Annotated in this window: 10 protein-coding genes; 4 read left to right on the top strand and 6 right to left on the bottom strand. The window is 47.0% G+C overall.

Features of this window, described 5'->3' with window-relative positions:
• Positions 1-27: 27 nt before the first annotated feature.
• The 5 genes from IDZ20_RS03860 to wbaP form a co-directional block, all read right to left on the bottom strand.
• Positions 28-987, bottom strand: coding sequence for a sulfotransferase domain-containing protein (locus IDZ20_RS03860; RefSeq protein ID WP_188150101.1), 960 nt, complete (start codon positions 985-987; stop codon positions 28-30).
• Entirely contained in the window at positions 984-1,829 is an 846-nt protein-coding gene (locus tag IDZ20_RS03865) for a sulfotransferase family protein (protein WP_188150102.1), read from the bottom strand. Before IDZ20_RS03865 ends, IDZ20_RS03860 begins: the two co-directional genes overlap by 4 nt.
• Positions 1,822-2,742 carry a sulfotransferase family protein gene (locus tag IDZ20_RS03870; RefSeq protein ID WP_188150103.1) on the bottom strand — a complete coding sequence of 307 codons (921 nt, stop codon included), beginning with the start codon at positions 2,740-2,742 and terminating at the stop codon, positions 1,822-1,824. Before IDZ20_RS03870 ends, IDZ20_RS03865 begins: the two co-directional genes overlap by 8 nt.
• Positions 2,743-2,744: 2 nt before the next feature.
• Complete coding sequence (locus IDZ20_RS03875; protein WP_188150104.1) at positions 2,745-3,737, bottom strand: LpxL/LpxP family acyltransferase; 993 nt, start codon at positions 3,735-3,737, stop codon at positions 2,745-2,747.
• 197 nt (positions 3,738-3,934) lie between these two features.
• Positions 3,935-5,608 carry an undecaprenyl-phosphate galactose phosphotransferase WbaP gene (wbaP, locus tag IDZ20_RS03880; protein ID WP_245792091.1) on the bottom strand — a complete coding sequence of 558 codons (1,674 nt, stop codon included), beginning with the start codon at positions 5,606-5,608 and terminating at the stop codon, positions 3,935-3,937.
• A gap of 428 nt (positions 5,609-6,036) precedes the next feature.
• On the opposite strand from wbaP, the gene IDZ20_RS03885 reads away from it, so the two are divergent.
• From IDZ20_RS03885 to IDZ20_RS03900, 4 genes are all read left to right on the top strand, one after another.
• On the top strand, positions 6,037-7,599 hold the full coding sequence (locus tag IDZ20_RS03885) for a hypothetical protein (protein ID WP_188150105.1): 1,563 nt from the start codon (positions 6,037-6,039) through the stop codon (positions 7,597-7,599).
• Between the two features lie 124 nt (positions 7,600-7,723).
• Entirely contained in the window at positions 7,724-9,199 is a 1,476-nt protein-coding gene (locus IDZ20_RS03890; protein WP_188150106.1) for a class I adenylate-forming enzyme family protein, read from the top strand.
• 105 nt (positions 9,200-9,304) lie between these two features.
• Complete coding sequence (locus IDZ20_RS03895; RefSeq protein ID WP_188150107.1) at positions 9,305-9,556, top strand: phosphopantetheine-binding protein; 252 nt, start codon at positions 9,305-9,307, stop codon at positions 9,554-9,556.
• A gap of 73 nt (positions 9,557-9,629) precedes the next feature.
• Complete coding sequence (locus IDZ20_RS03900; protein WP_188150108.1) at positions 9,630-10,520, top strand: lysophospholipid acyltransferase family protein; 891 nt, start codon at positions 9,630-9,632, stop codon at positions 10,518-10,520.
• 108 nt (positions 10,521-10,628) lie between these two features.
• On the opposite strand, the gene IDZ20_RS03905 is transcribed toward IDZ20_RS03900, so the two are convergent.
• Positions 10,629-12,995, bottom strand: a complete 2,367-nt coding sequence (locus tag IDZ20_RS03905) for a S8 family serine peptidase (RefSeq protein WP_188150109.1) — start codon at positions 12,993-12,995, stop codon at positions 10,629-10,631.
• Positions 12,996-13,046: the final 51 nt, after the last annotated feature.

Genomic DNA, 13,046 nt, shown 5'->3' on the forward strand with positions numbered 1-13,046 from the left:
TTACAGTAAATTAATATTTGCTCACTTCTAGCCTGAAATTTGTCTTGCGGGTGCTGCATCGGTGTAGCCCCACTGTGTAATTAAGTCGCGGTCCATGTATTTACTCAATTGTGCTACTTCTGGGTAATATTGTTGTTTTAGTTTTTTTTCGGTTTCTGGGTTTAATGTTTCCGATAGCTCGCCGGAAAAAATCACAGATCGGTATAGGCGTCGAAGTATTTTAAAGAGTGGCTTTGCCGTACCATGCTTTAGCCATGCTTTAAAACCAAAAAGGTGCTTATCTAAAAACTGCTTTACACGGCGGTTGCGTACAGCTACTTGGCGGTTTACTTCGGCTAGTTTTAGCTCTGATGGCGGTTCCAGCTCAAGAAAGCGCCAAACCTGATTCATTACCGCCGCATTATCATCGCGAAAATCATCATAAACAATTACCTGTATCTGCTCTTTTGGGAAGAGCCGAGCGTAGCGCGATATGTGTTCAACATAACGAAGGCGCTCACTGTAGAACAAAAACTTTTCGTCAAATACGCCAGCGGGTAAGGCTTCACCTTTTTTTCGCCGCGGCTCAAGCGCCAGCGCATCCTCAAAGCTGTCTACTTCTTCAAAGACGCAGCTATTTCTCAACAACTGTTTGTGATAGGTAAATAAAAACTTTGCAGGTTCGCGTAGCAAAATAATAATTTTAGACGCGGGGTTGAAAGCATAGATTTCTTGCGCTGCCGTGGCTGAGTACAAATAAGATGTGGAGCCCTCCATCGCATAATCGCAGGTACGTTGTGGATACAAATCGAGGTAGTTGCCCAGTTCTCGCGGAGTTTTGCTTAAATGGAAGTGTTGCGAGCGAATATCGGTACAGAAGTAGCTAGGCTCTTTTGCCGAGCAAGCATTTATTTTCGGGTGCTGTCGTAAAAATGAGAACAGCGCGCTAGTGCCTGATTTTGGCTGCCCGACAATAAATAAGTTGGGTTTGGTGGTGGCTACGCTCATGCCTTTTCCTTCAGCCAGTGTTGTAAATCTCGTTGTAGCAAGTCTTGCAGCCGCAAAATGTCGTCGCGAAAATGCGTTAGAAGCCAGTCGCGGTCGCTATCGGTAATACTATTCTTTGCCTTTGCGTCTAGTGGTTTGTAAAAAGTATTTATCATTTTACTGTTCTTTATTTTCCCCAAGGCTGAAGCAAACCCCATGTCACGAGCCTTTAACGCCGCTAATTTCATGAGTTTTGCCAGGGCTACATTTTTTGGCTGCCTAGCCTCGCGCACTTTTTCGGCGAAATCGGTACATTGTAATTGCTCAATCTCAAGAAAGTTAAATATTGAGAACGCATGTTGCTGAGGGTTGCTCGATAGCTCTTCGAAAAAGCTGATATTAATAAGCTCCTGCGGGAAGGCGCTTAGGTATCGAGCTATTGGTTCAAAATAGAGACTGCTGTTAATTATTCCGGGACGTATGCTTACGGCGTCCTGAAGAGAGCAGGTAATTAGCCCACTAGCGCGGAGGTAGAAGTAGTGGGAAATGCTACGCTCTACCGGGTTTCTAAGTGTTGTTAGTACCTTGGTGGTTGGTAGGTCTTTTCTAATGCGTGCGGGAGTATCGGCATTAAAGAGGTAGCCGTGAGAAATTTCACCGATGGCAGCTGCAGTGGTTGGTGCGCTCTTGAAAAAATTTAGATACCAATTAAATCCGCGCTCGTAGTAGTTATCAAAAAAGTAAATATCTTTTGCGTCAGGAACAAAGCACTGTGGGTGAGACGACAAAACTTTATACAGCCAGGTCGAGCCTGACTTATCTGGCCCGATATATAGAAAATTAGGTGGCGTTATCTTATTCATCTCGTTCTTTTAACCAATGTGATAAGTCCCGATTGATCAGCGCCTGTAGTTGGGTGATGTCAGACGAATACTCATGAAGTAAGTTATTGTAGGTCTCTCGTTTTAGCTCAGGTTTAGTTAAGTTTTTGTGCTTAAACTTAACGTAGGCCTCTAGCGCGAACCTTGGTGTAATCGGACGCAGTAGCGTCTTTAGCAGGGACGGTCGGGTCAGGAGACGATTAAGCGTTATGCTTTTAGGTTTTCCTCCCTGATTGTAACTTACATCGGTGGATGGTCTGTATGATGAGTCTACACCGAGAAATTCAAATGTTTCTCGAACAACTTCGGCGGTATTGGCTTGAAGATCATCCTGTAAAATGACTTTTAGCTGGTCGTTGTTGAACAGTTTTGTATAGCGCAATAGTTGCTGGTGATAGAACCCCATTGCTTGATAGTGCCATAAGTGCTCCCAGTTATCGTTAATACGCTGCTGCTCCTTTTCGAGCGCTTCTTCAAAGCTGCCGAGTGGCTCACGCCCATCGCGTAATGTGTATAGATAACTGGAATAAGCTCGCTCAACGGGGTTCCGTAAAACTACGATTAACTTCGCGTCGGGGATAAGCTTCTCTATATTTTTTGCAGCTTCGGTGGAGTATAAATAATTTGCCGACGCTTCACCTACCGCGGCGCAGTTGCCCGAACCTTGAAAAAGGCTTAGGTAGTCATCTTGTGCAGTTACTGCTTTTTTGTTTATCTGCAACGCATCGCCCGGGCCGCTAAAATTAACTTTCTGCTCGGGGAACGCAAAGTACATTGGTTCCTTTGGAGTGCTTAGAAATATGTCCGGGTGCTGCCGTAGGTATTCATATAACGATGAGGTACCACTGCGTGCGGCGCCAATAATAATAAAGTTCGGGAGTATCTGTGTTGTCACAACTAAGCCTCTGCCGGCGTATTTATAGTGTTTGAAATTGATTGTGAATGATCAAATAAAACGCGTATGTCGTGTTTGAAAACCTGTTCAGGTTCATCTCGCCACAGAGTATCTAATAGTTTACTGTAGTGTTTACACATAGTTTCAACTTTGTCGCCGTTGCTGCCTTCGATATCTCTTGGGTCTATGGGAGGTAAAAGATCTATTGTGATTTCCCCATTTGCTTTTATTCGTCCAACAATCGGAACTGCAACAGCGTCTGCCGCGAGCGCTAAATCAGCAAAGCTTGTGCGGAATTCCCGTTGCATCCCTAGGAAATCGGTGACGACAGCAGAGTTGCCGCGATATCCATCGGCCACTAAGTGCACGATGCCTTTCTTTGAAAGTGTTCGCTGACATTTAAATAAAGCTTTAACCAAGAAGTTGGATTGGTGGCGCGTACCCATTACCACGCAGGTTAGGCGTTGCGTAAGATTCGCTTTTCCTGCGTAGTTGTAGCTGTTTACTCGGTCTAGGGTAAGCACTTCGTAGCCCTTTCTTGCTAGTAGTGGCGCGGCAAGTTTTCCTGCGCCGAAATGACTGTTGCAGAGGATGATGCCGCGCGTGCCTCGATAGCGCTCTAAATGTTCTAACCCGGAAAAAGATACGTAACGATTAAATGTAGGTTCTGAGGCAAGTGGCAGGGTGCTGAGGCGCCAGTTAGAAAGGAAATTAACTTGGATAAACGTATCTCGTTGCCATGGTTTGATTGGCTTTTGTTTTAGGTGTTGATTTAGGTGTTGATTTAGGTGTTGATTTAGGTGTTGCAATGGCCGTGAGTTAGCTTTGAAGACCCACCGCAACAGCATTTTTATTAGTGTTAGATTTAAAACTCTCGTACCTAGACTGTAGGGCACTCGTCTAAGGATTCTGCGCACCAGGGTGTAGCGCTGCATTTGATCTGTTCGCGTCGGTTTATTTTGTGGATCTTGTAACTTTTGTTCTGTGTCTGACATCTATGAATTAACTCATGGTTACTATTTTTGCACGATATTGGCGATGCGGCTTTAGTCTTGCTGCGGGCGCTAAGATCAATTTTGCGAATAGTGTTTGTAATGTATTTGCTACATTCTGCATATCGTCAAAAAGTATTTCTTCCACTGGATTTTAGCGGCGAGATACTATTTTTTACTTAATGTGACCGTAGGCTCTACTAATATGCGCCAGATCGTTTGATCACAACGTTAAGGGTTTTAAATAAAATAACTATGTCGTACCAAAGGCTCCAGTTTTTGGAATACCAGGTATCTAGGTTGACTCGCTCTTCGTAAGTTACGTCATTGCGGCCGCTAACTTGCCACAGGCCGGTGATGCCGGGGCGAACCATTTGATAAAGACCTTTCTTGTCTTGATAGCGAATAATTTCTTCGTCGATTACGGGGCGAGGTCCGACCAAACTCATGTCACCTATCACTACGTTCCACAGCTGTGGAAGTTCATCGAGGCTTGTTCGCCTTAAAAACTTTCCTATGTTTGTAATTCTGGGGTCGTTTTTCAGCTTAAAGTCTCGTTGCCACTCTTTCTGCGCCGCAGGATTTTGTTTGAGGTGATCTCTTAGTAATCGGTCAGAGTCATTGTGCATTGAGCGGAATTTGTAGCAGTTAAAATAATTACCATTTTTGCCTATTCGCTTGTGACCGTAAAAGATGTTTTGTCCTGTTGAGCGAACTGCTACGGCTAAAACAGCAAATAGCGGTAGCGCGAGGAGTATGAGAAATGAAGCTGCTACTAAGTCGAAGCTACGTTTTATGAGCCGCGGAATAAATCGCGCTAGGTTATTTTGTACCGTTAGCATTAGCACGTCGTGGCGAAATACGTGTGTCATTGCCAAACCTATCATTGGTACACCGCCAATACTGGGGGCAATGGTGATTCTTGAATAGGGTACATCCGCTTCGTATAGCATGCGGATTATTTCCCAGAAATCTAATGAGTCGATAGCGACAACAATGTGCGGGTTACCTAGCGCACTGAATAGCTCGCTATTGATGTTTTGTATGTTTCGCACGGGAATGTTGTGGTTCCCGATAGATATAGAGTTCTGAGTGACAAACGGGGTTTTAGTGTGTAACGGGTCTCTGAAGTTAATAAACTCGACCAAGTGATAGCCGAGTAGCCAGTCACTTTGAATGGCTTTGGCGGCTTTAACCGCATTTCGACCTGCGCCCAAAATAACCGTTGGTTGTGCCCAGAGGCCGCGTTGATACATGCTGTGTTTGATGAGCAGGCGGGTGAACGGAATCAGTGCCAAGGCTAAAGCCCAGGTCGCGAGTAGGCCGAGTAGAAGTGCGCGATTGCCGACTAAGCCGGCAAGTACGGACTGTAACGAAATAGCGACAAAAACAGATTTTGAAAGCTCATTAAGGGTGTCTGCGATAGAAAGCTTTTTTGTGTAATTCCCTTTTAGCCAGTTATAGCTTAAGAAAGTAAAGACTATGAGTCCGAACTCCCAAAGTGAGGGCCAAATAAGTTTCGCGGCGTTGATGGCCTGCTCCGAGGCGCCGAAAGTCACAACTGCAACAATGAGCAGCGACACTACCAGTGTTAGACCGTCTCCTGCGAGCAAGAACATTTGGTGTAGTAGATGCGCTTGTTTGAGTTTTTGCTTGGTTTGCGCGGAGCGCCTATCTTGTCCAAATACCTGTGACGTCGTTTGACGGCGACTCGGCGATCGGCGCCTGTCTGGGCCATTAAAATGCCTGCGGACAGATCGCTTGTCTCGCCAGTAGTCCGTTACCGGAAGGTCTCCAAAATCTGTATTAGCGTTGTCTAACGATACGGTTGCTGTAGATTGAATCTCAGCGGTCCCCCCAGGGTTATAACTCAACTCTTCTTCTCCTTCCTTAGTTGTTTTGTCAGTTCCAGTTCTGAAAATGGTATTGCTTGGCTTGCTTTAGTGTTATTTGAATCGCAGCCTTAACATTTTCGAACCTGCCCGCTCTTCAGTGCAAAATATGAGCCGAAATTCGGTTGGTCCGTGACGGTTGATTTTATTGTTGCTCGGAAAATGATTCTGCAGGAATTTAACACAGCATGAGCTGAGTTTTTGTGAGTATATTGGTAACATTATGGGTTTGGTACTTTAGTGCTGTCTTGTATTGGGTTGTTGGGCTGGGAAGTTGCGCTGCTTATTTGGTAGTAAAGTCTCAATTTTGACCGTCGAGCGGTGGTGCTTTTTCTTTCAGCGGTTACAATTATTGAATCATATATCTTTTCGCGGTTTTCTTTTCTCCGTTTTGAAGTCGGGCAGTTTTAATGATTCCTATATCACGGTTTGTAATATCCATCTTTGCGTCACTGGTACTTTTTCTGCTAACAGCCTGTGGGGGTTCTTCCCCCTCTGTTACTGAGATGGCTCCGAGTGTTGGCGAAGTCTCGGCTGCACCCGTAGTTAGAGGAACAGGAACAGTTACAGGAACAGTTACAGGAACAGGAACAGGTACAGGTACAGATATTGGGCGTGTCGCCGATCGTTGCTCTCCAGAATCAGCGTTATATACCTTGCCGTGCTGGACCTCTTATATTGGTATCGTTGATGATACTGAACCGCCGGAGTGGGCCAGCTGGTTGCGTAGTTGGCTTGGCGCAATTACTGGATATGAACTGGTAGTGGACCCCGGAAAGGTAGACACCTTAAAGGAGCGGCTCGCGACTCGTCTTCAGAAGAGTGATGTGATGGTTCCTATCCCGGGTTACACCAAAAATGCAGAGAAAATGGCTGAGTATTTGGACTTGATTCACTCTGGGGGGGTCGCCGTTTGGCGCGACGCAGTGAGGTCGCAGGTTTTAGGGTTGGGAGAGTTAGATCCAACTAAATCGAAGGTTTTCTATCAGTTGGGGAACGAGATAACTGTAGTCGCGATGAGTGAGAATATTCGCAGCTGGGGGATTTCACATGGCCTAGAAGTGCCTGGTGCGGCTCAAGAATACGATGAGGCGATAATCCCGTTTTATGTTGAATATTATTTGGCGCCTACAATCGCCGCGGCATCGGATGCGAGTCTGCAGGTCTATGGCGACCGAGATACCGTACAGCTAGTGCTTGGTTCGATTGGCGACGGCGGTACACCGCAAGCGCAGGCATGGCTAGATAGCTTATTAGGGTATGAGCTGAAAGGCGATTTTGCGCCAAGTTTGCAGGGGAAAAAAGTCTTTGAGTTGGTCGATATAATTTCTGTCCATTACATCGGTACGACAGGGAAAATTCAGCCAATTTGGGATCGCTGGGTGGGCGCCGGGACTATAACGGGGCTTTGGACAACCGAAGAGATTGGGCATAGATCGGCCTCGTCTGGGGAGGGTGCCGGTCGCGCATTGCGCACTGTGGCAAACCAGTTAGACTGGTTCTACAGTCAGAAGATTACGCCAGCACAGAGCCGAGTAGCGTTATACGATTGGAATCTAGATGGACCAAATTCAAATACTAGCGCGGGACATGCGCTGGATACTTTGTATGATTTTTTGGGGCACTCGCCGTTAACAACTAGCGTATCTGAAATTGTTTTTACTGACTCAAATTTTAACTTGCAGCAAGTTCAGCTCGTACCCACACGAAACCCTAGTTTACTGGCAAGTGTCATTTGGGCTGACGACGGATCTGCGGCTGAAACTATAAATTCCATTTCTTTGGCGCTCCCAATGATAGATCAAGTGGTTGATGTGGTTGTACATTACTTCTCTCCTTTAGGTCACCATGTAAACGCCTACACGCTAGATGTTGCAAGTGGAGAATTACACATTGATTTGGTTTCCCCTCTTGCTTTTGGCGGCCGAGGCCATGCTTTGTTAGTGACAATTCAACCGCAAAAAGCGCTTTAGTTTTTGAAAATAGGTTCGCGATTGCGATAGACCGAGTTTGTCAGTATCCTTCCCGCTACTTTGTAGGTCGTTGCACCATCCCTAGCGGTGGTGCTTGCTAGAGACTCAAGCGGTAAAATCCTAGATGCTTTTTTCAATGTTTGCAGCAACGGCTGCCAAGTTCCCCTCTCGTGTCGCGATCGTTGAACCGGACTGCGAGCTGACATATCTACAACTTGAAACACTCGCCTCAGCTATTGCTAGTACGCTGCAGAAGCAAAGCATAACCGCTGGTGATCGAGTCATTTTGTTGCTCCCTAATTGTGCTCAGTTTGTTGCTGCGACCTTCGCAATCTCAAAGTTAGGAGCGGTGATCGTCCCTCTCAACCTTGCATACAAGGCTGACGAGCTTTTATTCTACTTCGAAGATGCTCAAGCGAAGGCCGCTGTTACCTTTGGTAGCGCAGCGTCCGTTATTGAGGACGTAACTTCACGCCTGTCAACGCCTTGCATGTTGATCAATCTAGATGATATTAATTTACTCACCGCCAATGAATCCCTTCCTATCTCTACAGCCGTAGATCCTGCTGCAACTGCTTTGTATCAATACTCGACAGGATCCACGGGTAAACCTAAACGGGTAATGCGAAGCTTTGGTGATTTGGTGAGCGAAGCTGAGAATTTCCGTAATACTGCTAAGACTACTGAGGACGACAAAATATTAGCTGTTGCGCCATTTTTTCACGCGCATGGCTTTGGCAATGGTGTCCTAGCGGCTGCCGCTTCGGGCGCAAGCTTGGTGACGCTAACCTCTTTTACTCGCCGTAAAGCGGTAATGTCAGTGCTGAAAAAGCACGCGATTACAATATTTCCCGGCGTTCCGTTTATGTTTAGCATCCTCGCCGAAGCTCCGTCGATAGATCGCGAGCCGCTGCCAGCGTTGCGTTTAGCTTTTTCGGCAGGTGCCGCGCTTGACGAGGAAACTTACCAACGCTTTTTGCAGAAATATGGTGTTCCCATTCGCCAGCTTTATGGCTCTACCGAAACCGGCGCAATGTGTTTGAATACCGGCGCTACAACTGGCGACTTGTGGCGGTCAGTGGGGCGCCCTTTGCATAATGTCAGTATCGAAATTGCGGGTGAAGATGGCATGTTGGGGCCGAACGAAAACGGCGAGATTGTAGTGCGTAGTAACGCTATGACGAGCGGTTATGCCAACTTGGCCGAGGCGACCAAAGAATCCTTTCGAGGCGATCAGTTTTGGACTGGTGACTTAGGCTACCTAGATGAAGGCGGACATTTATTTATTACTGGGCGGAAGAAGTTTTTTATCAATGCTGCTGGAAATAAAGTTGACCCTGCAGAAATAGAAAATTTAATCGCCGAGCACCCGAAGGTGAAAGAGGTCGTGGTTGTGGGGGTAGAAAGCAGTTACGGCTTAGAGGTGATTAAGGCTGTTGTTGTACTAAAAGAGCCGTGTAATGAACAAGATATTCGCGATTGCTGTCTTGGTAGGGTTGCCGATTTTAAAGTGCCGCGAATTGTTGAATTTCGAACAGAGATACCCAAAAGCCCTTTGGGGAAAGTGCTTCGAAAATACTTGATAGAGCAACCTGCCTAATAGCTTCGCCACAACGGCGAGAATAAATTTTAAGTTGGGTTGTTAATCAACCGTTTAAATTAATGGCTATTCTAACAATTGGCCATTCACATTGCTGGAGAGAAAATGACGGACAAAAGTGTAGAAGAACGTATTAAAGCGTTGTTATTAACGATACTTGAAGGTTCAGTAGCCGAGGCCGATTTAGGTTTTGATACGCAGTTAATAAATGGAGGGCTGAGCTTAGACTCCATGGTTCAGTTGCGAACGCTAAATGCGCTTGAGGCTGAATTCGATATCGAAGTGGATGACGATGATATTGAGGAAAGTATTTTTCAAAACATTCAGACACTAAGTGCGTACGTTCGAACGAAATAGGGCGCACACTCTTTTCTATTGGCGGGCTTTACCCGCTACCTCTCAGTTAGAATATTTCAGCGGGTATAGGTGAATGGCCAAATCCATAAAGGTTAAGCTGGCGCGCGCTTGGTATTGGGCGTTGTCTCCAGTGCGTTATGGTTTCGGCAGTCGAGTAATGGCGGCGCTCACATCAAGTAGTCTGTTGCAGGCTCTAGTGTTTAAGCAGGCGGTGGTTCGTTTTTTGCGGTTCAAAGAGCTGGACACGAGTCGAGAAATGAATAAAGCGATGGCCTCTCGGTACTTGTTATCTAATTGTGCGAACGACTGGCGTTTATATGCGCTTTCTCATGTTAGCCCAGCGGTATTTGAAGAGTGGGTGTCGGTTGAGGGGCTTGAGTATTTAAAGTCTGCAATAAAGTCGAGCCAGGGTGTTGTACTAGTTAATAGTCATTTTGGAGCTAGCCGTTGTGTCCCTTTAGCCATTGCCCGCAATGACGTGCCATTACATTCATTAGAGTCACTTGATGTACTTGCCAAAATTGGTGCTGCCAATCGAGAAAACCTAATGGTTCTTGAGGTGGGCGCTGGAAAGAAGTTTCTGCTAAAGCCTATACGAGCAGCGCAGAAGCTACTGTCCAAGGGTGGTGTGTTGCATATTGTTCCAGATGGGCTGCAAGGCGTCGCCGGTGTTCCTGTTAGTTTTTTAGGGCGAGAGAGGAAAGTTTCAACGAGCTTCGCGGAGCTGGCGTTTGATACTGGGGCGGTTATCTTGCCTGTAACGGCTGAGCTTGAAGTGAGTGGCAGAGTTAAAGTCATTATCTCCCCCGCACTTGAATCGAATTCAACCGTGCGTAGCGAAGCGGTAGCGCAGCTCGTTGAAAGTTATGCTCAATCGTTAGAGCGCAGTTGGCGTAAAGACCCCACTGGTATTAAATCTCATCACTTGGCCCATGTTTTAAATTTGCCGCTGTTTAAACGTTAAATTTGTTACTTTGCTTATCAGCAGGCTGTCTCATATTCCCAACAAATAAAATGCGAAAAAAACAGCCCGTAGGCTGTTTTTCCTGCACTTCTTTTTCGCTATATCTAATTACTCAAAGGTGATCGTCCAGCTGTCGATCATACCTGTATCAGCTCCTGCTAGGTCGCTTACGAGCAAGCGCCATGGCCCCAGTGCAGAGCGATTGCCAAAATCAACAAAGTAAGTGGCAATTAAATTGTCCGCATCGCCACCTTCATTCTGATGCACTGTAACCGACGTGCCATCTGGGTGGATGACGTCAACCTGTAGATCTCCGATGAAGGTGTGTTTGATTCGCACCTCTACTTTTACCAAACCGCTTACGCCGTCGTAGCTAGATTCAATGACGCTCGCTCTACCGCGAGGGTCGTTATCTGGAATGCGCACATTACGATTATTGGTAAAGGTGTTGCTGGATGTTGTTGGCGGGTTGAAACCACCAACAAGGGTTACACCGTTAAACGATTCGGCGGCGACAGCCGATACAAACCATCGTCCGCCGGGCGGGTTGGTGATTATGCATAGCTCGGAGCTACCTTGTTGCGCTGAGGCGCAGGCGTTGTCTTCTGCGGTTGGTAAGCGCCCTCGTTGCACAAAAATATCAGCGTTTCCGGTTCCATCTGCAGTTATAAATGTTAAGTCCTCTTGGCCATTGGGCACTCGTAAAGAGAAATTTAACACCTCGCCAGCTTCAGCAGACAGGTTGACCAGAGCTTGTTTATTTGCCAGCTCGATCACAACCGGGGGAGCTGGTGGAGTTTCGCACCCTTCAGCGGAGAGATAGCTAACAGCTGCTGCGGATTGAACCAATCCAAACCCAAAAATATCGTCGCGGCCGGTAGTGCCAAGATCTATTGCAGTGGCGGCTAGCGCGTCGCGAATGTTTTGCGCTCCGCATTCAGGGAACTGGCTCCAAACTAAGGCAGCCACTCCGACTACATGCGGCGTCGCCATCGATGTACCGTTATAAAACGCATAATCGGTACCAGACCTAGTGTTAAGGGTGAGGCTTGTTCCAAGCATTGACTGCAGGGTCGCGGCAGTGGCTCTATCCACGGAAACGGTAGGAATGTTTACCGCTGCATTTTCGTCAACTAGAAATGGGCTCTGTAAGCCGGGGCGATCGAGATTGGAGTAAACGATCACGCCCTCAGCGCCAGCATTAACGCATGCGAGGACAGGGTCGACTTCGGGGTACACGCCTGGGGCTTGATTGTTCCTGCGTTCGATTAGGCATAACTTATTTGTCATGTCTCCGCAGTTATAGATACCGCCATCGCTCAGTAAGCACTCGCTTAGTTCACCGCTTGCCTCGCCAGTGAGAACGCTATAGAGATAACTTTCGCCATTCACTATGTAATGGTCCTGCGGAACCACTACAGCGTTGGGAACGGCTTCTGTGCCGTCAGTGCGGGTGATTGAGCTTTGCACTCCATCGCCAACGCCAACCGTTGAAAGAATGGCTACACCAGGAGCGGATAGCTCTACTCGCGAATTGAACTGCGAAAATTCCGCTTGATCTCGATTACTATCAATCGCTGCAACTGACACTACGCTATCGTATGAGGCTGGGTAGGAGAGCGCGCTATTGCCGTCGTTGCCCGCCGCTGCAATCAGCAGTACACCAGCGTCAGCTACACGGCTCATACCCGTGCGTTCAGTATTGGATGGCAAGCCTCCGCCCAAGCTCATATTCACAACATTTGCGCCGTTGTCCGCACAGGTTTGAACGGCTGCGACAAGGGATGATGAGTAACCCCAGCCACTTTCATTAAAGACTTTTACGATATGTATATTGATTTGGCGGTTTGGCAAAATACCGATAACGCCCTCGCTATTGTTGACCGCTGCAATAGTGCCGGCCACGTGGGTGCCGTGTGAGCCGCCAGGCTCAAACCAATTGCCGGTGCCGAAGTCATTGCTACCGGAATGGTTGTTGTCCATTAAATCTGGTGAGGCGATGTCGTAACCCGAATCGATAATACAAACGGTTATAGCACCGGCATTCTCATCGCTAATTAAAGTTGCTTCAACTTCGCCTATCCCCCAAGTGCTCGATTGTGAAAGAAATCGTCGCGGTTGATCTAGCTCGACATACTCTACATCGGCATTGCCACGCAATTTGGCAAGGCCTTTGTCTCCTACTTTTACCGATACCGCGTTCATGCGAGGAAGGCGGGTCCTCACTTCTGCACCATTCGCTGAGAGCAGGCTATCTCTAGTGAGCGAGATAGCGGCCGTCGCTGTTGCCGTTCGGCTTCCTGATTGCATAGGTTCTTTAAATTTGACTATGTATCGTGTTTCTAAATCGGGAGCCTTGGCAGAGGGTGGTGTAAATGACGCTGCGTTAGCAGCAAAGGCTGTAAAGAAAAGAATGGAAAGTGAAAATATCGAGATGAGTTTGAAGAGGGGGGGCTGGTATGTACTATGAATCACGGTTAACGCTCCTTGTGAAAATACGAATATATTGATAATAAACATCAGTAC

The organism is Teredinibacter waterburyi (genome assembly GCF_001922985.1).
Lineage (GTDB): Bacteria > Pseudomonadota > Gammaproteobacteria > Pseudomonadales > Cellvibrionaceae > Teredinibacter > Teredinibacter waterburyi.

Bases quoted from the DNA above. Each gene is read 5' to 3' on its own strand.
- IDZ20_RS03900 (WP_188150108.1), top strand. From the start codon at position 9,630: ATGGCCAAATCCATAAAGGTTAAGCTGGCGCGCGCTTGGTATTGGGCG.
- IDZ20_RS03860 (WP_188150101.1), bottom strand. From the start codon at position 987: ATGAGCGTAGCCACCACCAAACCCAACTTATTTATTGTCGGGCAGCCA.
- IDZ20_RS03875 (WP_188150104.1), bottom strand. From the start codon at position 3,737: ATGTCAGACACAGAACAAAAGTTACAAGATCCACAAAATAAACCGACG.
- IDZ20_RS03890 (WP_188150106.1), top strand. From the start codon at position 7,724: ATGCTTTTTTCAATGTTTGCAGCAACGGCTGCCAAGTTCCCCTCTCGT.
- IDZ20_RS03895 (WP_188150107.1), top strand. From the start codon at position 9,305: ATGACGGACAAAAGTGTAGAAGAACGTATTAAAGCGTTGTTATTAACG.
- IDZ20_RS03865 (WP_188150102.1), bottom strand. From the start codon at position 1,829: ATGAATAAGATAACGCCACCTAATTTTCTATATATCGGGCCAGATAAG.
- IDZ20_RS03885 (WP_188150105.1), top strand. From the start codon at position 6,037: ATGATTCCTATATCACGGTTTGTAATATCCATCTTTGCGTCACTGGTA.